Source organism: Saccharibacillus sacchari, assembly GCF_037722395.1.
Taxonomy (GTDB): Bacteria; Bacillota; Bacilli; order Paenibacillales; family Paenibacillaceae; genus Saccharibacillus; species Saccharibacillus sacchari_A.
The window spans coordinates 45,058-66,101 of sequence record NZ_JBBKAR010000052.1 but is presented as its reverse complement, the minus strand read 5'-3'; the positions used below and the strand labels follow the sequence as shown (position 1 = coordinate 66,101).

Sequence of the window (21,044 nt, the reverse complement as noted above, 5' to 3'; positions counted from 1 at the left end):
CTCGACGCCGTTCGCTCGATGGGGGTCAATCGTTAGAATCGGGGAAGATCCGCGACGTATCGCAGGATGAACCGCCGAAGGACGCAATGTCCGATGTATAAGCTTCGGGGGAAGAAGCTTTAGTGTTTGTCTTTGTTTTTCAGATCGCCGATTTTGTCTTGAACGGCACCTTTTGCTTTATCCGCTTTGCCTTCGGCTTGAAGACCCGGGTCGTTTTTAGCGTTACCGATTTGATCCTTGATTTCGCCTTTGGCTTTGTTGACGCCTGCTTTGATTTTATCGCCCAATCCGTTGTCTGCCATTGTTGAACAACTCCTTCTCTTCTAAGGGATAAACTCACATGTGATGCTAGTTTGTAATTACCCCTTCGCTCGATGATCTAAACGAAAAACAAGGTAATCATCAATTGTTTTGATTGGACGCGCCCCCCCTTAAAGGTGCTATAATGATTCCAAATACGGCACTTTGCGAAAATTGGAAACTTTTTTGTCCAAGAGGTCAAACGAACAGTCCATATCCCCCGTTTTTTTATATAGAGAGAACGTTCCTTTACTTCGGCAACTGTTGCTCGCCCACTTCCTCTTCGACATGAGAATCCGACCCCAGCCGTCCTCACGGTTCTTTCCGATGGCATTCCCGACCTCTTCGCTTCAGGAGCGATTGCGCTACCTATTTCGGCAATTCGATGACCGGCATGCGCATTGCCTCTTCCCTATTTCCTTGGAAAGCAGGTGAATGACAAATGAAACATTCGATACAAACGGATTTGTGCCCATCGCCAGCTCTTCGTGCAGCCGCTGACGACTTGCTTGCTCTTGCCGCGGGAGCGACACAGGCGGAGACGTTGTTTGTGGCAAAACGTACCGAAACCGGCATGCGCACTCTGATCGTCTGGGGGCAGGAGCACGAGGGCGTTCAGGCTGGAGAACCGCTGTTGTTGCAAGGAGAGCGGGAGCTGGGCATCACGGTTCCATTGCCTTTTTCATGCGGTCAGGAGCAGGGAATTATCGGAGCTTTGCGTAGCGGAAAAGCGTTCGCGGGCGACACGGAAGTTTCTTTGAAGCGGACAGCGTCAGTGATTGCCCAACTGGCGGAGTCCGAGCAGAAGAGCACTTCGCTCAAAAGGGAAGACGAATTGCGCAAAAGCACGGAAACGGCCGAACGCTCCGCCCGCCATACTGGAGAATTGCTCGCGATGATGGGGCACGAGATCCGCACGCCCATGAACGGCATCGTCGCGATGTCCCAGTTGCTAAAAGAAACGGGGCTGACCGAAGAGCAGGAACAGTATCTAAACATTATCGAAGACAGTCAGCAATCGCTTTTGGAGCTGGTGGGCAGCATTCTTGACTACGGCAAGCTCGAAGCCCGGCAGATGAAGCTGGAGACGGCTCCTATGGACCTGATCGGCGCGCTGGAGGACACGGCGTATCAATTTGCAGCCAAGGCGGCTCAGTGCGAGGGGCTTGAGTTGACGCTGGATTTGGACCTTGATCCTTCGCTGATGCTGATCGGCGATGTGCGCAAGATTCGGCAGATCCTCAGCAATCTGGTCAGCAATGCGGTGAAGTTTACTTCGTCTGGCGAGGTTCGGATCATGGCGCGACGCCTCGAAGGCGACGGGGAAGATCGTGTTTGGGTCGAATTCTGCGTTCGCGATACGGGGATCGGTATTTCGGAAGCCGGGATCGGTCGGCTGTTCCATGATTACGAGCAGGTCCATCGACCGGACGAAGGCGACTACGGAGGCACAGGTCTGGGTCTGTCAATCAGCAAAAGACTGGTCGATCTGATGGGAGGCAAGATCTGGGCCGAAGGCAGTAAAGGGCAAGGCACGCTGATGACCTTTGTGCTGCCGCTTGAAGTGGAACGCGAAGCCCATGTCGGCTTGACCGACACTTCTCGTCTGCAAGGACGCAGACTGCTGTTGGCGGCGGCAGGTGCAGGAACGCGTCGCACCTTGTCACGCATGGCAATTCGACTGGGCTTGGAGGTGCGCGAGGCGACGAGTGGAGCGGAGGCTGCGCTGGCGCTGGTGCGCGAAGGGCCTTTTGATCTGGTGCTGAGCGATTGGGATGTACGGGAGGAAGCTTCTCGGCTACATGGGCTCCCCGCTGCGGATTTACCGGTAACGCCTTTGATCCTATTGTTGCCGCTGGCCCATTCCGGCGAAGCGGAGCCTACGAGCCGGATGTCTTTCGCTTCGTTGACGAAGCCGGTTCGGCAATCCGAGTTATGCGAGGTACTTAGCCTGGCATGCGGCCCGGCGACAGCGTAACCGACGGCTTAAAAAAAGACCTTTCCGCAAACGCGCCGCTGGCGGCTGTGACGGAAAGGTCTTTTTGATACAGCGATATAGGAAAAAATCATCTATTGCTCAACGGAACGTCGTTCGAATCCGCGATCCGCAGGCAGATCATCCAACGGCTCGGCGTCTTCCATGAATTCATCCAGATCGCGGTCGGCTTTGTTTTGGTTACAGAGCATGCAGGCACAAACGCAGTTAAGCGGCGTCGTATGTCCACCCTTCGCACGAGGCAGCAAATGGTCAATGGTATCGCCGTATTCGCCGCAGAAATGGCAAGTGTAACGATCTCGCTCCAAAATGTAGCGGCGGAAGGAGCGGTTGGTATACAGCCGCCGAATCGTAAAGCGATTCACGACGACAGCCGCATGTTCCCGGACGAGGCAACGCGCCATCTCCAGATCGGTTTCCTGCTGCCAGCGACGCCCCTTATCGGTTCTGCCGCGCATGCGCACCGTTCCCTGCTTGGTCGTGCGAAGCTCGGCTTCGCGCGTCGGTTCCAGCAGGGCATCTTCCGGAGGCTCCGGCGGCGGGCGACGGAATCGGCGCTTGGGAGTCGCTTCAAGCGCGTCTTCCTCCAAGTCCAGCGATTGGGCAGGCCCGGCCGCCAAAGGCAAGGGTAGCGGGTCCGAAGTGGCCTCGTCATCGGTCAGCCTCGCTGCTCGTCTCCGCTTGCGGCAATCTCGGCAGGCTCCGCGCCTGGATTCATGACCGGATTTCTTGCCTGTCCGACGAAGGAAGTCGCTTAGCGGCCTCGTTTCCCCGCAATACAGGCATACCTTGACTGTGACGTCTTCGGAGGATGTACGACTTGAATCTTCTTCGATTCCGGTAGACAGAGCTTCCTTATTTTGCTGGGAAATCGCTGTTGGTGCAAGCGGTGTTGGCTCCGTTATGAGTTCCGGGGTATACGCCAAACGATTTTCCGCTGTAACGGGCCGGTTTGGCGGCTTGGGGTCCGGCCAGATTACACGGGGCTTCACAACTGAATCCTGTGTTTGGGATTCTGGCTTCGATACCGGCGGGCTGCCGCCGGAGCGTTGGGTAGCAGCAGTCTGTTTGTCGTTTGTCTCAGCCGCAGATGCTGCATCGGCTGTTGAAGCCGAACTTTTTTTTCGACGTCGACGCTTGCGTTTTCGCTGGTTTGCAGTTGGCTTGGCTTCCGATGCCAGGTGGCCGTCGGCTGGTTCTGTGGATACGCAGACAGCTTCGTCGGAGTCTGCTTGCTGATCCATAGCGCGGGCTTCGCTTGTCGGCACGGCGCTTTTTTTACGTCGACGTCGCCGCTTGCGCCCACTCTGTGGTGACTGTGAGCCTTCTTGCGCTGAACGGTCTTTTGGCTCGATAGAAGAGTCGACTATGCGTGTATTCGCTGTCTGCTCATCGAATTTAGGCTGTCCATTTTCGTTCGACGCATTGGAGGAGGCGACGATAGGTTCGGATATAGGCGTCGAAGAGTTGTTTGATTTTCGTTTGCGTCTCATGGATGCGATCCTCCTTTCTGGTTCGTAGAACATGTTTAGGTCTTGTAGTGGTAGAGGTTAACCGATCGTGACTTTGCCCTCCGGGTAACGGAACGGTTCATTGTCCATTCGCGGCGTTAACGTGAAAGCCAGCGTGATCGGGCCGAGCCGGCCGACGAACATCAGCATAATAATCATAAACTGACCAAACGGTGTTAATTGAGAGGTCAATCCCATCGAAATTCCCGCGGTTGCATAGGCAGAAGTCGTCTCGAACAGAATGCCCAGGAACGAAAAGTTTTCGGTAGCGGACAAGATCATGGCGGCAACGACGATCAAAAGGAACGAAAGCAGCGAGAAGGTAATTGCTTTATATACCCGGTCCGAACCGATTCGATAGCGGAAAAAGACGATATCCTGCTTGCCGCGTATCATGGCGAGCACGGCTCCGATCAGGATCGCGAACGTCGTTACCTTGATCCCGCCGCCTGCCGATCCCGGAGCCGCGCCGATAAACATCATGATGACCATAAAGAACTGCGTGGCCTGGCGCATTCCCGCCACGTCCAGCGTCATCATGCCGGCCGAACGCGAAGTGATCGATTGGAACAGGGAAGCGAATATTTTGCCCGATGTATCCAACGATTTCAGCGTAGCCGGATTTGTAAATTCAAAGATGAAAATGACCACTGCGCCGACCACGACAAGTACGGCGGTCATGAACAACACGACCTTGCTGTGCAAAGAAAGCTTGCGTTTCCGAGGAAAATCGAGCAAGTCGGCAATAACGATAAATCCGATACCGCCCAATAAAATCATCGGCATGGCGATCAGATTGATAAAGGGATCGTCGACATAATGGATCAAGCTGCCGGCCCGTCCCTCAATCGAACCGAACAGATCGAACCCGGCGTTATTAAAGATCGAAATACTATGAAAAGCGCCGAAGTAGGCAGCTTGGCCGAGCGGCATTTCAAAGGCAAAACGAATAAACAGCAACAAGGCTCCGACCGTCTCAATGACCAAAGCATACAGCATGACTTTGCGAATCAAACGAATGATCCCTTCCGTGGAATGCTGGCTCAGCGTTTCCTGAAGGATCAGGCGCTCGCGGAACGTGATTCGGCGGCGGAACACCAATGCAATCAGCGTGGCGACGGTCATAAAACCCAGTCCGCCGACCTGAACGAGTCCGATGATGACCAACTGGCCGAACGTGGTCAGGTCAACGCCGGGATTCAGCACGGACAATCCGGTCACGCACGTCGCGGAAGCGGCCATGAATACGGCGTCGAGATACGGCATGGATTCGCCGGAGCTGGACGCTGCCGGGAGAGAAAGCAGACCCGAACCGGCCAGAATCATAATCAGGAACCCGACGGCCAGCACTTGGGGAGGATTGAGTCTAAGCAGCGGATTTCGGCTTTTTACAGGTTTGAACATCTTAAGTCCTCGCGTTATAGGATAGAAATGGGATTTCCGATTCATTGTATTACCGGCGTGTGTCAAAGTAAAGAACTCGGTGTGTGCAACCGGTGACGACTCTGGCTTTCCGTGCTAAGATTTGAAGATTGGAAAAAGGGAAAGGAGCTTTTATGCCGACGTTTCGAAGTTTTCTCGACCTGGTCGAAATCCGCACCAAAGTTGCCAGTATGCTGCCTTTTGCATTGGGAACCCTGTATGCCCTGCTGCGATTCGGCGAATTTCAACCCCTGCATGCCCTGTTGATGCTCGTATCGCTGCTGTCCTTCGACCTGGTGGTCACCGCGATGAACAATTATTACGATTACCGCAAAGCTGTGCGCACACACGGTTACGGCTACGAAGAGCATAATGCGATCGTCAAGCACAGCCTTAAGGAATGGGTCGTTGTATGTATTATTGTACTGCTGTTCGCTACCGCCGTGACAACAGGAATTTTATTGGTATTCGAAGCCGGACCTTTGGTGCTGCTGCTTGGATTCCTTTCTTTTGGAGTAGGCATTTTGTATTCGTTCGGACCGATTCCGATCTCCCGCATGCCGCTCGGGGAGCTGTTCTCCGGTTTGTTCATGGGATTTGTGATCACGTTTGTCGCGGCCTACATCCAGGTATCGCCCGATACGATTGCTTCGTTGGACTACGCGGAGGGCTGGTTCGACCTGCATGTGAACGGGCTGGAAGTTTTGCTGATTCTCTTGGTTTCCGTGCCTGCGGTGGCGAGCATTGCGAATATCATGCTGGCCAACAATATCAGCGACATGGAAGAAGACGTGGAAAATAGCCGCTATACGCTACCCGTATATATCGGCCGTCCGGGTGCGCTCAAGCTGTTCGCGGCGATCTATTACGTCTCGTATCTGGATGTATTCGTGCTGCTGTGGCTTGGCGTGCATCCGTTGCTGATTTTTCCGATCCTGGCGACATTGATTCCGCTACGAAAAAATATTCGCGCGTTCTCGCAAGACCCGTCCAAACGGCGAACGTTCGTGTTGGCGGTAAAAAACTTCGTGCTGCTGACCGGCGTGCGGGTGATCGTGATCGCGGCTGCCGCTTTGATTCTGCATTGAGATGGATTGGATTGGATTGGATCGTATCGAGCCGAGCGAGGGGAATGGGGTCGGGTTGGAGTGTGGTTGGGTTGTGGATCAATGAATTCGAATAGCATGATACGTGATAAACGGAAAAGGCGCGGTTTTTGAAAAATAGATGCGGATATGCACTTATTGTTCTCGAATCGCGTCGTTTGGCTTAAATAAGTGCGGATCTGCATTTAATTTCTGATTTTCGCTCGAATCGGCGGGTTTTTGCTCGAATAGTTGCAATCTAGCACTTATTTTGCGATAAGCGGGAAAAAGGAACGAAATAGTTGCATATATGAACTTATTTTGGGTTAGCTTGCTGAGTTTGCATACACGGCCTGATTAGATGAGTTGAAAAAAGAAGCTGTCTTCCGTGTCGCTATTCGACCAGGGACAGCTTCTTTTTGGTAATTTAGGGATTGGCGTCTGGCGACGCGACAGGGTGAAAATGAAGGCGGTAAATGAACGCAACAAGCTCTCTTTTGCATTTCTGCGTGTTTAACGTAGCTAATGAACGCAACAAGTTCTCTTTTAGTTTTTACGCTTTTAGCGTAAAAACGCAACAAGTTCCTCATTAAATTTCTCCGGTTCGTCCATCATCATGGCGTGGCCGCTTTTTTCGAACGTCACGACGTGCGAGCCGATGATGCCGGCGTTCATCGTTTGAGCGAGGCCGTATGGACAGATCTCGTCTTTCTCGCCGTGGAAGATCGCGGTCGGCACCGTGATTTTAGCCAGGTCGTCGCGCAGGTCTTCGTCGCGCAGCATCTCGGCGGCGCGCAGCGTGCCGACGGCGGAAGCTTGGAACGCGACCATTTCGACCCAGGCGCTTGCGGAAGCGCTAGGCTTTTTGTGCGTCAGCATTTTGCCGAACGAAGTGACCATCTTCGGACGGTCTTCCAGCGTCGGCTGGATGATCTGCTCGTTCACGTCTTCGACCTTCATCGCGTCCGGCACGCCGTCGCGGACGGTGAAGCTCGGAGCGGCGGCGCCGAGCAGCAGCAGCTTCGAAATGCCGTGCCCCTGGTGGCGAGCCACGTAGCGAACGGCGGTCGCGCCGCCCATCGAGAAGCCGACCAGGATGGCGTCTTCCAATCCTAGAGCGTCGATTACGGCGCGTACGTCGTCCGCGTAGCGATCGTAATTGTAGCCTTCCCACGGCGCGTCCGATTTGCCGAAACCGCGGAAGTCGATACCGACGCAGCGGAAGCCTTGAGCCGGCAAACGCATGTATTGGTATTCGAACATCCGGGAATCGAGCGGCCAACCGTGCAGGAAGATGACGGGGCGTCCTTGACCGATGTCTTCCACGTAAATATTAACTCCGGATTCCACTTCAACGTATTTTCCCATGTGTAAAAAGCCTCCTCAAAGTTGTATGTCGCATGATGTTGGATACGCAAATCAAACTAGCCCTTATTACCCGATTTTCGTCTCCGAATCTTCGTAAGTACCTAAATTTTCGAAAAACGTTTCCGCCGTTCGCCGCGAAATTCAGGTCAAAGCCCGGTCGCGACCGCATAAACGGGTAAAAGAAAGAAAAGGCCCGTACCATGAACGCTTCCGAGGAGGAATATCCGATGCGAATGCTTGAATCCCAAAAATCTCTGTTGCGCAAAACGTTGGCGGCTTCGCTGGGTTTGAGTCTGGTTTTCACCGGCGTGGGCTTGTCTGCTTCTTCGCCGGTGGCCTTGCCTTCGGCAGCGGCCGCTTCGGCTGCCGGTTACCCGGATGCCTACGAGCGTTTCGATTATTATTTGAGCCGTCCCGCGTCCGCTTCTTCATTGTCGCTGGCTCGGGCGGTGCTGGTGAACCATGCGAAAAGCTTCGGCGCGTCCAAAGCGACATTGGCGGTATTGAAACTCGAAAACGCCCAGAACGCCTACCTGCGCAAAGCGCAGCAACAGCTCGACGCATCCCCGATCCAAAAAGAAATTTCCGACATCTACAAACCGGGCATGACGCTTAGCCAGGTACGCGCCGCGGTAAGCGACCGTCCTTCCAACGCTTCGCGAAGCGCCGCCGTCCGAACGCTGCAACAACTCGAAGCCATCCATTACAAGCTGGAAACGGGCGAAGGTCTGTTTTACCCCGTGATGGATTACAAAGATTACAAACGATTCAAAGCTTACGTCAAGCCGGATATCGCCTCCTACATTGATCTGATGGCGCGAGAGTCCGAAAGTCCGCCTACGGGAGACGCGGCGCTGCTGATCGGATGGGAAGACGCGTTGGGGCGGGCGGTGGATTTCGAATCCTTTTTGGCGAAATACAAAGTCTCCAACCGCACCGCCGCGATCCGGGAACGGTTGCAGTGGGCGAAGCTGTCGGTCTTTTACGGGCAAAACAATACGCCGTTGTACGACTACGACAGCTTGAAGATCGACCCCGAAGCGTGGGCTGCCTACAAACAGGTTTTGTCCGAAAAAAGTCCGGCGGAGATCGCGGCCAGCGGGATTCTCAAGTCTTTGCAAGGCGTGATCGACCTGCTGGAGCAGACGGGTGGGAAACGCACGCAAGCCGTCGACGATTACCTGAAGCGGTATGTGCCGGTCGAATACTGAGCGTCCGCGCGCGGCGTTCTTCGGATAGGGGCAGCGTGTGAGAGCAGGAAACGGGAAGTTGAACGCGTTCGAAAACGGGTTTGCGTCGAACGCTTTGCGGTTTTGCGAAGATCGATGCAATCTGTGTTCGGCTAGAGTCCGGGTTGCAGGGGACTTTGGCCGATTTGGAGTGCTTACGCGGAAGACACCGAAAAAAAAGTTTGTGCCTGCTTCCTTCGCGTCCCGCAAGGCATTGCCTCGGCGTCTGTTCCGAAAGCGTTTTAAAGACCGGATTCGCTGCCGGGTGTTCAAGGTTATTGTTAAGCGGACGGGCGAGCGGAAGACGAACGGACTTCGACAAGAAGAGTTCGCCGCTGCCCGAAAGACTATCGAAACCGTGCGCCGTTTTGCCGGAAAAAGGGGCGGCGTACCGAAAAGCGGGGAGGCGCATCACATGGCAAAATGGAGCAGACTGCTGGGAGCCGCGTGCCTGTTGGGCGTGCTGCTGACGCTGACGGCCTGCGCAAACGGACAATCGGCTGACGGGAAAGTACATATCGAGTTTTTCCAAAACAAACCGGAAGCCAAAGACTCGTTCGATCGGCTGATCGCCAAATTCAACGAGCAAAATCCGGATATCGTGGTTACGCAAACCAACCCGCCGGACGCAGAAACGGTGCTGATGACGCGCGTCGTCAAAGAAGACGTGCCCGACGTGATCGGCATGGGCGCGACCGATACGTATTCCGTGCTGGGCCAAAGCGGAATTTTCGCCGATCTGACCGGAGAATCCGTATTGGACGGCATCAACCCGCGTTACATGAAGATGTTGACGGACCTGACCGGCGAGGACGCGATCACGGGTATTCCTTACGCCGCCAACGCCGACGGCATCATGTACAACCGCGACATTTTCAAAAAGCAAAATCTTGAAGTACCCAAAACGTGGGACGAGCTGATGGACACCGCCAAAAAGCTGCAAGACGCCGGCATCACGCCGTTCTATCTGACCTACAAAGACGATTGGACGACCAACCTGCTGTTCAACGCGCTGGCGCCGAATATCGCGGGCATCGACTTTTTCCTGCAACGCCGCGACGATCAGGTGACGTTCGAAGATCCGGTCATGCACGAAATCGCGGAAAAAGCGCTCGCCGTGCTGCCGTACGGAACGAACGACAATTTCGGCCGCACGTATGCCGACGGCAACCGCGCGTTCGCCAACGGCGAAGCTGCCATGTACATTCAAGGCACCTGGGCGATTCCCGAAATCCGCAAAGCCAACGCCGATATCGACCTCGGCTTTTTCGCGACCCCGACCGGGGACGACGCCGAATCCAATAACCTGGTCTCCGGCGTGGATACCCTGCTCGCCGTATCCGAAAGCACCGAGCACCGCGCGGAATCGCTGAAATTCATCGACTTCCTGCTGGCCGAAGAAAACATCTCGCAGTACATTCAGGAACAAACCGCGTTCTCCGCCGTCGAAGGCATCGACCAGGAAGACCCGGCCCTGACCGAGCTTCAACCGTACTTCGAATCCGGCCGTTTGGTCGACTTCGCCGACCACTATATCCCCGCCGCCGTGCAGCTTAATTCGCTCGTACAGGAATTCCTGCAACGCGGCGACGTCGACGCTTTCCTGAAACGCCTCGACAGCGAGTGGACCAAAGTCGCGAACCGAAGATCGTAAAGCCCTGAGTAACCGTTATGCGCGATTGTGATCTCATAACCCATATAGGGTTCAAAGGTTGTGAATTTCCAGGGTTGAATCGTCCAGGCCTAGCCGCCGACAATTCACCCCGCCCTTATGCTTTTCCGCCCTTATGCCTTTTCCGCCCTTATGCCCTTTCGCCCCGACAGGCGAAAAAGTCCCAAAAACGAGAGCATTCCGGCGGCCTGGATACAAGGCCGCCTGCCCTCTCCCTTACCCCAAACGTAACTCCGACGCGCGGGCGTGAGCGGAGGGCGGGGAAATCCCGAAGAAGCGAAGCGCTCGCCTTTGAGATCCGATTTTCACCTTATAAAAGTTCAATCGAAAAATCGGATCGAGACAGCGATCGCAGGGATTCCCCGCCCGGAGCGCCTCCCCGGAGCGCCTCGCCGAAGCGCCTCCGAGCACGCACCCAACCGTCGAAAAGGAGGATTAACGTGGCCAAAAGAAAAGCCGCCTTTTACTGGATGACCATTCCCGCCTTGCTGCTGTTTTTCGTTTTCCATACGTTTCCGGCCTTGCAGGGGGTATTTTATTCCTTTACCAACTGGAACGGATTCGCCAAAACGTACGAATTCGTCGGCTTCAAAAACTACTACTACCTGTTCCAGGACGACAACGTAGGCAACGCGTACTGGTTCACGTTCAAGTTCGCGATCGTCGTCACGATCGTCATCAACGTGCTCAGTTTGCTGATCGCGATGGGCTTGAACGCCAGCATCAAAGCCCGGAACTTTTTCCGGGGCGTGTACTTCCTGCCGAATATCCTGAGCGTCCTGATCGTCGGCTACATATTCAATTACCTGTTCTCCAACGTGTTCACCGTCTGGGGCGAAAACCTCGGATGGGACTGGCTTTCCACCAACCTGCTCGGGAGCCAGACGATGGCCTGGATCGGCGTCGTGTTCGTCGCTGTCTGGCAAGGCATCGCGCTGAATACCATCTTGTACCTGTCCGGTTTGCAAACGATCCCGACCCAGCTTTACGAAGCTTCGGGGTTGGACGGGGCGAACAAATGGCAGGAATTCTGGAAAATCACGTTCCCGCTGATTGCGCCGTTTTTCACCATTAATATGGTTCTCGCCATGAAAAACGCTTTGATGGTGTTCGATCTGATCGTCGCGCTGACCAACGGCGGACCGGGCCGCGCGACGCAGTCGATCTCCCACCTGATCTACACGGGCGGCTTCGAAGGCGGCGAATTCGCGTATCAATCGGCCAACTCCGTGATCTACTTTATCGTTATCGCCGTGATCTCGATCGTGCAGATCCGATACTTGCAAAGAAGGGAGACGGATATGTAATGAAAAGCCGCAAACGCACCAACTGGGTCGCGATGATCCTGATTGCGCTCGGGACGGTCTTCATCCTGTTCCCGCTGTACATGGCCGTCACCATCGCGCTCAAAAACCAAAACGACATGCTCAATTCGATCTTCGGCTTGCCGACGAATCTGCGGTTCGAAAACTTTGCCAAAGCGATCGAAATGACGAACTTTTTCCAGGCGCTCGGCAACAGTGCGATCGTAACGATCTCCACCGTCGTGCTGACCATTCTGAGCAACTCGCTCGTCGCTTACGCGGTCGCCCGCAATATGGGAAAAAGCAAGTTTTTCAAAGGGCTGTACTTTTACTTTATCAGCGCCATGTTTATTCCGTTTCCGATTATCATGCTGCCGATCGTCAAACTGACGGCCTCGTTCGGCATGACCAATCTGTTCGGGCTTATTATCCTGCATACCGTGTACGGGCTGGCGTTTAACGTCTTTATCTACGTCGGCTATATCCGCTCCATCCCGATCGACTTGGAAGAAGCGGCGACGGTAGACGGAACAGGAACGTTCGGCACGTTCGCGCGTATCATTTTCCCGCTGATGGCGCCGATTAACGCCACCGTGGGCATTCTGATCTGTTTGTCCACGTACAACGATTTCCTGCTGCCGCTCGTTATTATCAGTGATCAGTCGCAGTACACGCTGCCGCTGGTGCAGTACGTGTTCCAGGGACAGTTCAACACCGAGTTTAACCTGGCGTTCGCTTCGTACCTGCTGGCGATGCTGCCGATGGTGGTTATCTATCTGTTCGCGCAGAAGTGGATCATCAACGGCGTGACGCAGGGTGCGGTGAAATAACGAATTTGAGCCATACTCGCGTCTATTGGAAAAGAAACGCTCGAACGTCGAACGATGGCGCTTCGAGCGTTTCTTTTTGACGTACGCTATAATAACCGCACAAGAGGAATCGGCCCGATCCAAGGAGGAATGCGTATGCCGACGATGGCATTCAACGATGAACGGCTGGAAATCGAGTATAGAGATAAAAAAGTGCCGCTGTTAGCCAAGGAGTATGCGCTGCTGCGTTATCTTCATCGAAACGCGAACCATGTTTTTAGCCGCGAGCAGCTGCTTGACCGGGTGTGGGCAGGCGAGTATCCGGTAGACCGCACCGTAGACGATCATATCTACCGGCTTCGGAAAAAGCTGAAAGAGATCGGAGGGCCGCCGATCGAGACGATCCGCGGTGTCGGGTACGGGTTGACCCTGCGTCCTTCCGTGGATCGGGCAGCCCCTTCTCTGCATGATCCTGCGGTGCAGGAAGCCATGAACGGCGTTTTTGCTCGCTATCATCGGCTCGGCCAGGGTCACGCGATGCTGCAATTGGCGGGACAACATCGGGAGCTGGGATTCGAATTGGATTCTTTTTACCGGTTGTATGTACATTTCGTGGAAGGGGATTTGCGATGGTTTCTGGATACGGAAGAAGTGCCGATCGAAGATCGTTTCTACTGGTTACTGCTGTTCCATATGTGCGCGGATTCGCCCGGACCGAAAGCCGCGTTATGCGAAAAAGCTCTTCGGCTTCGCGCCATGCACGGCGATGGACATCGGGAGATGGAGATTCTGAATATCGTCGATCTGTATGCGTCGGAAAGGCGGATCGAAGATGCGCTGGCGACTTTGGAATTGGGCGTGCGGACGGCAGCGGAGCAAGGGTTGGACGGCTTTGTGATTCCACTTGAGATCAGCCGCTTATATGTGCAGCTGCTGGCCGGAGAAGCGGAATCGGTGCTTGCCGGACAATCGGCGAAAATCGCGACGCTGCTGGAACGCGAGACTCATTTGCGCGAGTTGGCCGGATATCGCATGATCGAAGGAACCCGTCTGCTATTGGCTGGACATGCCGTACAGGGAGAAGATGTATTGCAAGAAGGGTTGGACACGTTCGAACGCTCGGGGTTTGTGCCTCATCGGCTGCTTGCTTTGTTGCGTGTGCGTAGCATTTTGGGTAAAAGCTTGCCGGGCAGCAGGAGCGAACGGAAATACTCGGCGATTCTTGAGGCTGAATATGAACGTTTTGGTCTGCATGAGCTGCTCCCACGCCTGACCGCGACGATTGAATGGTATTTGGATCGTTTGGAGCTCTGATAAACCTCTGACATTTCCCTTTTAGACTGAATCCGATCTGAGATGAAGCTCGGCGTAATGCCGACGGGGGAAAGGATGAAGAGGAATGGAGAAGCCGAGTGAGCAAGAGGGAAGTGCGTTACATGAGCAAGTCGAAAAAGAACAGTCCGGTCATAAAAGGCGAGCGTCGTTGCTTCGGCATCCGGTGTTCGGGCGAACGTTTACGGCGTACAGTCTGGCCGTATTCGGAGATTGGTTCGACGCTATCGCTATCCAGGTGTTGATCGGATACCGATGGCAGGCGAGTCCGTTGGAAATCGCGTTGGTGCCTGTATGTATGGCTCTTCCGGGGCTATTGTTCGGAGCAGCAGCGGGGGCATGGGCAGATCGCGTGGATAAGCTGAAGTTGATGCGAATCTGTGATCTGTTGACGGCGATCGCGACTGTTGCCATTTTGTTTGTACCGAATATTTTTTGGCTGCTGCCGTTGTTGACGGTGCGCGCTGCGCTGGGAGTATTTAATGTACCGGCGCAGCAGGCGCTGACACGCCGGGTGGTAAGCGAAGAACAGTTGCTGGACGCCACCTCGTTGAACGGACTGGTCGGGCAATTGTCGAGAATCGCGGGGCCGCTGCTGGGAGCTGCCGTGTTGGCGCTGCTCTCGCCTCAAGCCTGTATTGCGGTCAACGCGCTAGCGCGACTGTTCTCTTACGTGATTTTGCGTAGCGTACCGACAACGGCGACCAACGAACGGCAGACCGGGGAAAGCGAGACGGCATCTCCTGCGAAAAAGCTTCGCACTCGGGCGCTGCTGCTTGAAGGTTGGGTCTTTGTGAGGCGGACACCGCTTGTGCGTAATCTGATGGTTTTCGCGCTGCTCGGCATGCTGGCGATTCAGACGATCGATTTCCAATTCGTGAGTTTGTTTCGTCATATCGCGCCGGATCAGGAGACGGCAATCGGCTGGTTATTGGCGTCTTCCGGCGCGGCTGCGGCAGCTGTAGCCACTGCAAATATGCGCGTTGAGCGACTTCGCCGTGCAGGCTGGGCAACCAAGCTGGGCGGGAGCTATGCGCTGCTGGGCTTATCTATTCTGACGCTTGGTCTACTGCCGGTCGGAGCGCCGATCTATGCCTTGCTGGCAACCGGACTTTTACTGGGTGCAGGGAATGGGTTGTTTATGATTACGTTCAACCATGCGCTTCAGCAGGCTACGCCGCCGGATATGACAGGACGGGTTTTTGGCATTCAAAGTACCGTGCTCGGAGCCGTCATGATTGTTGCTCCTCCACTTGGCGGATTGCTTATTCAACAGTGGGGTCCGGGTCATATTTTTGCGATTGCGGGTTTGTGGGTATTCGCGCTTGGGCTGGCTGGGCTGCTGTTCGGACGAAAATTATGGCCGATCGCTTCAGCACTTAAGTCTTAAGAACATACGTTCCGTACTGGTTAAGCTTGAATGTTCGGTTTTAAGCATGGAAAATGAGTTTTTTCACCCCTTTTCAGAAGAAAAGGGGTGTTTGTCATGGAACTGTAATACAGGGTTACAACTTTTTTTCTGGAAAAATCGCCAAAATGTTTTAAGCTAGAAGATAGAGGGCTTTTCTCGAAAGAAATTCCCCGCTTTTTTTAAACTGACATGTTATGTGAACTGTTGAACATATACGGTGCTTGCGAGAAGCGCCTTGAATTCCATATATCCTTCGGGAACGAAATGAGGACATTTATATCATGAAAACAACCCGCCGCCTTGCCGTCTCCGTCCTGGTTTGTCTTTCCGTTGCCGCCGCTGCTTTGACCGCGTCGGCCGCCGCTCCGATCAAAGTGTATCGGGACGGCACCGAAGTCGTGACCGAAGCGTCGCCGCATTTTGTCGAAGGCCAGGTGATGATCCCGTTCAGCTTGGCCGAAGAGTTGTTCGACCGCAAGCTCAGCTATGATTCCAAAAATCGCATTATGAACGTAAGTGACCGCAGCGGTCTGATTGCAAAATCCGAAGACGGCACATTATCGGTGACAGGCACGGAAGGCCGGGACGGCATGTGGGACGATCTGCGTCTGCATACGGATAACAGCGAGGTGTACCTTCCCGGGAAGACGCTTGGCAGCAACAGCAGCTATGCTCCCGAGTTTGCCCGGGCCGTTCTTACGGACGGCGCCGAACCGGACATTGTTGTTCTGCTGACGCAAGGATACGGAACAGGCATTTTCGTAAATGAAGCGGTTGCCTATACCTCTGATCTGTATCGTCTTCCGATCGAAGACGGAGAGGTTGCCTTGCTCAAGCAATTCCGTTCTGCCGAGCAGGCGGACGGCTCTATTCGGGTAGAAGCGGCAGGCGTATCCACGGTTATTGCGAACGATCTGATTTTGACGGGAAAAGACGATCGAAGCGATGGGGCAGGGATTGGAAGCATGATCCGCTACCAAGTCGAAAACGGAAAATTAACGGTGACGGCTGGCGTAACGGTAGGCACATCGGAATTCATTGGAGACCTTAAGCTTGAGTATACGTATAAGAATGATGTATTGCAGGCCGGGACGGCCGTATTTACTCCTTATGATGAATACCGTTGAAAAGGATGGGCATGGATATCCATAAATAATCTGTACACCTATGGCGGACGTCCCTCCTGACGACAAAGCGCGGCTGCCGCCGATCAGGCGGTTTGGCCCGCGGGCACAAGGAGACGAAGAATCTATGGAAGAAGCCGTATTATCGATTCGCGATTTGCGCATGAATTACGACGGACGCTACGTATTGAACGGAGTCGATCTGGAAGCGCGTCCAAAGCAGATTATCGGATACATAGGTCCCAACGGAGCGGGCAAAAGCACGACGATCAAGATCATGCTGGGGTTGGTCAAAGGCTACACCGGCGAAGTCCGTTTGTTCGGGCAGGATATCAAGGAGGCGGGCACCGAGTACAAGCGCCGCATCGGTTACGTGCCGGAAACGGCCGAGCTTTACGACAGCTTGACCGCGCGGGAGTACCTGACGTTCACGGGCGAATTGTACGGGCTGGCACCGGAATCCGCCGAGCGGAAAGCGAAAGCTCTGATGGACGGATTCGGGTTGAGCCATGCGATCGACTCCCGCGTAGCCTCGTATTCGAAAGGCATGAAGCAGAAAGTGCTGCTCGCCTCAAGTCTGCTGCATGACCCGGATCTGATTTTTCTGGATGAACCGTTGAGCGGACTGGACGCGAACAGCGTAATGGTGATCAAGGAGCTATTGGAGCTGCTGGCTTCGCGCGGAAAAACGATCTTTTACTCCTCGCATATCATGGATGTGGTGGAGAAGATCAGCAGTCGGATCGTGCTGCTGAGCGGAGGCCGCGTGGCGGCAGACGGAAGTTTCGAAGAGCTTCGCGCCAGAGGCGGGGAGCAGTCATTGGAGGAGTTATTCAACCAACTGACGGATTTCCATGACCACCGGATCATAGCCGAACGGCTGGTTACGGCATTGGAGGAACGCTGATATGGGGGAACCTCGCATCCTTAGCGCTCTGGACCGTGTTCAGCCGCTGTTCAGAAAAATGGGCATCGATTACCCGATCATGCGCCGTATTCTTGCGCTCAAGCTTACGCTGGATCGTCGCCGCACAACAGGCGTCGCCGCGTTATTTCGTTCCCCTAAATCGGGTTCTATGGATTTTGGGTTGGGGCGCAAAAGCGGTAACGCTTTGAAACCGAAGGAAATGCCGGAAGACACAGACGGCGGCTTGCGTCGCACTCTGTTTTTTTACGGATTATACGGAGCGTTCTCTTCCTTGTTCATGTTGGCGGGAGGGACGTACTTTTTCCAGGCGGGACTGATATTGGCGGTGTTGCTGTTCATCATGATGACCGCGATGCTATCGGATTTCTCCTCGGTCATGCTTGACGTGCGGGATAAGCCGATTCTGCACACGAAGCCGGTGGACAGCCGTACGCTCGGTATGGCCAAAACGTTACATATCCTGATTTATTTTACGCAGTTCGCTCTGGCGTTGGGTATCGTTCCGATTGTTGTCGGCATTTTCAAAAATGGACCGGTCTTCGGCTTGCTGCTCCTGCTGTCCCTTGTTCTCGGTGGATTGCTTGTTGCCGTCTTCACGGCATTCGTGTACCTGATCGTACTCAAGTTATTCGATGGCGAGACGCTGAAAGATATGATCAATTACGTACAGATCGCGATGACGCTATTTATGCTAATCGGCTATCAGATCGCGATTCGCGCGATGGATATGTCACGGATCTCCAGCGAGTTCCGTCCCGGCTGGTGGGAGCTGGCTGTGCCGCCTCTGTGGTACAGCGCCGGATTTGAATGGCTGCTGAACGGACGTAACGAACCGCTGTATATCCTTCCCGCGCTGCTTGGACTTATCGTTCCTCTGATCGGGGCTGTGGTCTTTTATCGGTTTGTTCCCGCATTCGAGCGCAGTCTGGAGAAACTTAGTGGCGGCACGGGCCGTGGAGGGCGGAAGTCGTCGGGCCGTCTCAACCGCTTGCTGGCGAATCTGCTTTGCCGAAGCAAAGAAGAGCGGGCGTTCTACGTGTTTGCTTCAGCCATGTTGGCCAGAGAGCGGGAGTTCAAGCTAAAGGTATACCCTTCGCTTGGATTTTCTTTGGCGATCCCGTTTATTTTTCTGTTCTCTTTTGCGACGGCCGGCGAAGGATTGTCTTCGATCAATTACGCTAGCGGTTCGGCTTACCTCAACCTGTATTCCTGCGCCATCATGATTCCTACACTTGTTCTGACACTTAAGTTTTCGGGAAGCTTCAAAGGAAGTTGGATCTATGCCTCCGCGCCGATCGAACGCTTGGGATCGATCTACCGGGCTACGTTAAAAGCGGCTTTTGCCCGATTGTTTTTCCCTTTGTTCATGATCGAAGCGGTGATCTTCACGGTGCTGTTCGGTATTCGGATCATGCCTGACCTGATCGTGATCGCGGCGGTTGCGGCTGCGTTATTTCCTCTCACGCTGCGGATCACGGAACGGGAGCTGCCTTTTTCCTTGCCTTTTCCGACTTCCGATCAAAGCGGGGGGATGAAAGTTCTGGGCATGATGATCCTGCTGGGCCTTTTTGCCGGCCTTCATTACGTCGTCGTGACGGCGGTTCCTGTTTACGGCGTATGGGGATTAATGGCCGCTTCGTTCGCGCTCAACGCGTGGGCTTGGCGGGATACCCTTTTTACGAACACCTGAATCAACTTTTACAGCGCGATGGAAAAAATGGAAAACCTATTTCAAACCCTAATAGAATCGGGTAAGATCAAGATAAGAGAAATTTCCTATTTCCAAAAGTATAGAGAATAAGGTAATAATCACTTCCATTTCGGTCTAAGGGGGCGACGGAACTTATGCAAGAGACTGGGTTGATTCACGATATCGTACACACGGGAGTTCCGGGGCTTGACGTATTGTTGAACGGCGGAGTTCCGAGAGGAACGACGATCATTCTCGAAGGCAATCCGGGCACGGGCAAAACGACGCTCGGCATCCAGTTCCTGCTGGAAGGAGCCAGGCAGTACGGAGAATCGGGCATCTACATCACGTTCGAAGAACTTCCGGAACAGATTTATCGAGACATGTCCGGTTTCGGGTGGGACCTGCGGGAACTGGAACGGCAAAACAAACTGCGGATCATCTGTTTGGAGCCCGACGTTTTGCTGGATCAGATGACGCGCACGGACGGGCTGTTCGAACAGTTGATCCGCGAGATCGATTGCAAACGCGTCGTGATCGACAGTATCAGCTTGTTCCGTACATTGGGCGTATCCGAAAACGACGGCCGCGAACAGATTTATTCGATCCGCAACATCATGCGCAAGTTCGACCTCACGGCTTTTTTCCTCAGGGAATACGGCGAAACGGAAGGGCGCTCGACGCCTTTCGAAAATTACGTGTGCGACGGTATCATTCGGTTGTCGCTGCGCGAACATCTGGAAAAATACCGCAAACGCACGATCGAAATCCTCAAAATGCGCGGCACGCACATCGTGGAAGGCGAACATCATTACCGGTTCCTCAAAGACGGCATCTGTATTCTCCCGGCGCTGTCGATGGTGGAAGACAAAATTTTGAACGACGGCGTCGATCGTTTGAGTACCGGGATCGAATCGCTGGACGAACTGCTGCTTGGCGGACTCCCGCAAGGAAGCGCGTTCATGCTGGACAGTAACAGTAAAGCCAACTACAAGTACCTGATGAACTCGATCCTGGCGGAGCGGCTCAAACGCGGGGATTGCGTGCTGTTCATGTTATCGGGTCTTAGTTCCGTCGAGACGCTTGAACAAACGCTTGAGCTTTTTGGATCATCCTTGAAAGAAGCGGCTTTGGAAGAACGCGTATTCTTTATCGACCATTACCACCGCAAAGTCGAACCGGAATACGAAAAGCTGGTGATCCACGTCGACCGTCTCTCCAACGAGGAATATCAGAAAAAAGTGTACGAGGCGATCAATCCGCATTTCCGCGAAACGATCCTTCAGGGCAAACGGTGGTTTATCCATTACGACCTGAACACGATCATTTCCGAACGCGGACGAGAATTCGTCAAACGCAACTTTGCCGACGAAATGGCCCGGTGCAGAGCGGCGGGCATTACCGTTCTTTGCCAAAGCAATTTTACGGAAATCGGATTGGAGACGTCGTCGTTCCTGGAGCGGGCTTCCAACGGAGTCATACGCACCTGGGTCGACGGCAGCTATCAGTATCTCCAGATCACGAAATCCCCGGGCGGCCGCATGTCGGCACCCCATATTGTCGACAATATCAGAGACAGACCGTATGTTAGGCTGATATAGGGGGCTCACGAGAAAGATGACGATTTCGGACCAGGAGTTGTTGAAGTTACAGATGGAGTGTACCGTTTTTTTTGAAAATAACCCGTATGCCTACGAGACCGCAAAAGGACTTTCCAAAAAGCTCGGCCGGGGCGTCGAGCCTTTGCAAATCGTGTTGAATCGTTTGGCCGCAATCTCCATCCTGGAAAAAAGAGGTGAAGGGAACATGGCTATTTATTCGTACAAAACCCCTTATACTCAAAGCGAAGTGGAGATCCATTAA

At 54.0% G+C, this 21,044-nt stretch carries 17 protein-coding genes; 13 read left to right on the top strand and 4 right to left on the bottom strand.

Annotated elements, in window-relative coordinates; genetic code table 11:
- Positions 1-119 precede the first annotated feature (119 nt).
- Positions 120-302: a CsbD family protein gene (locus tag WKI47_RS20305; protein ID WP_340229006.1), complete on the bottom strand. Its 183-nt coding sequence runs from the start codon at positions 300-302 to the stop codon at positions 120-122.
- Between the two features lie 440 nt (positions 303-742).
- Between WKI47_RS20305 and WKI47_RS20300 the strand changes: the two genes are divergently transcribed.
- Entirely contained in the window at positions 743-2,278 is a 1,536-nt protein-coding gene (locus WKI47_RS20300) for a hybrid sensor histidine kinase/response regulator (RefSeq protein ID WP_340229005.1), read from the top strand.
- 92 nt (positions 2,279-2,370) lie between these two features.
- Here WKI47_RS20300 and WKI47_RS20295 read toward each other — a convergent pair whose 3' ends face one another.
- Together WKI47_RS20295 and WKI47_RS20290 are read right to left on the bottom strand one after the other, a co-directional pair.
- Positions 2,371-3,789: an HNH endonuclease gene (locus tag WKI47_RS20295; RefSeq protein WP_340229004.1), complete on the bottom strand. Its 1,419-nt coding sequence runs from the start codon at positions 3,787-3,789 to the stop codon at positions 2,371-2,373.
- Between the two features lie 57 nt (positions 3,790-3,846).
- Complete coding sequence (locus WKI47_RS20290) at positions 3,847-5,211, bottom strand: TrkH family potassium uptake protein (protein ID WP_340229003.1); 1,365 nt, start codon at positions 5,209-5,211, stop codon at positions 3,847-3,849.
- A 152-nt stretch (positions 5,212-5,363) separates the two neighbouring features.
- Between WKI47_RS20290 and WKI47_RS20285 the strand changes: the two genes are divergently transcribed.
- Entirely contained in the window at positions 5,364-6,317 is a 954-nt protein-coding gene (locus tag WKI47_RS20285; RefSeq protein ID WP_340229002.1) for a 1,4-dihydroxy-2-naphthoate polyprenyltransferase, read from the top strand.
- A 558-nt stretch (positions 6,318-6,875) separates the two neighbouring features.
- Here WKI47_RS20285 and WKI47_RS20280 read toward each other — a convergent pair.
- A complete protein-coding gene (locus WKI47_RS20280) occupies positions 6,876-7,682 on the bottom strand; it encodes an alpha/beta hydrolase (RefSeq protein ID WP_340229001.1) in 807 nt (268 codons plus the stop codon).
- 227 nt (positions 7,683-7,909) lie between these two features.
- Here WKI47_RS20280 and WKI47_RS20275 point away from each other — a divergent pair, with 227 nt between their 5' ends.
- The 11 genes from WKI47_RS20275 (at position 7,910) to WKI47_RS20225 (ending at position 21,044) form a co-directional block, all read left to right on the top strand.
- Positions 7,910-8,893, top strand: a complete 984-nt coding sequence (locus WKI47_RS20275; protein WP_340229000.1) for a hypothetical protein — start codon at positions 7,910-7,912, stop codon at positions 8,891-8,893.
- Positions 8,894-9,326: 433 nt separating this feature from the next.
- Entirely contained in the window at positions 9,327-10,565 is a 1,239-nt protein-coding gene (locus WKI47_RS20270; protein WP_340228999.1) for an ABC transporter substrate-binding protein, read from the top strand.
- Positions 10,566-11,053: 488 nt separating this feature from the next.
- Entirely contained in the window at positions 11,054-11,890 is an 837-nt protein-coding gene (locus WKI47_RS20265; protein WP_340229040.1) for a sugar ABC transporter permease, read from the top strand.
- Positions 11,890-12,717 carry a carbohydrate ABC transporter permease gene (locus WKI47_RS20260; protein WP_340228998.1) on the top strand — a complete coding sequence of 276 codons (828 nt, stop codon included), beginning with the start codon at positions 11,890-11,892 and terminating at the stop codon, positions 12,715-12,717. The genes WKI47_RS20265 and WKI47_RS20260 overlap by 1 nt, the downstream gene beginning before the upstream one ends.
- Before the next feature lie 135 nt (positions 12,718-12,852).
- Positions 12,853-14,010, top strand: a complete 1,158-nt coding sequence (locus tag WKI47_RS20255; RefSeq protein ID WP_340228997.1) for a winged helix-turn-helix domain-containing protein — start codon at positions 12,853-12,855, stop codon at positions 14,008-14,010.
- An 85-nt stretch (positions 14,011-14,095) separates the two neighbouring features.
- Complete coding sequence (locus tag WKI47_RS20250; protein WP_340228996.1) at positions 14,096-15,418, top strand: MFS transporter; 1,323 nt, start codon at positions 14,096-14,098, stop codon at positions 15,416-15,418.
- A gap of 302 nt (positions 15,419-15,720) precedes the next feature.
- Entirely contained in the window at positions 15,721-16,566 is an 846-nt protein-coding gene (locus tag WKI47_RS20245) for a hypothetical protein (RefSeq protein ID WP_340228995.1), read from the top strand.
- 124 nt (positions 16,567-16,690) lie between these two features.
- On the top strand, positions 16,691-17,470 hold the full coding sequence (locus WKI47_RS20240; protein ID WP_340228994.1) for an ABC transporter ATP-binding protein: 780 nt from the start codon (positions 16,691-16,693) through the stop codon (positions 17,468-17,470).
- A gap of 1 nt (position 17,471) precedes the next feature.
- Complete coding sequence (locus tag WKI47_RS20235) at positions 17,472-19,181, top strand: hypothetical protein (RefSeq protein WP_340228993.1); 1,710 nt, start codon at positions 17,472-17,474, stop codon at positions 19,179-19,181.
- 155 nt (positions 19,182-19,336) lie between these two features.
- Positions 19,337-20,782, top strand: coding sequence for an ATPase domain-containing protein (locus WKI47_RS20230; protein WP_340228992.1), 1,446 nt, complete (start codon positions 19,337-19,339; stop codon positions 20,780-20,782).
- Between the two features lie 16 nt (positions 20,783-20,798).
- A complete protein-coding gene (locus WKI47_RS20225) occupies positions 20,799-21,044 on the top strand; it encodes a hypothetical protein (protein ID WP_340228991.1) in 246 nt (81 codons plus the stop codon).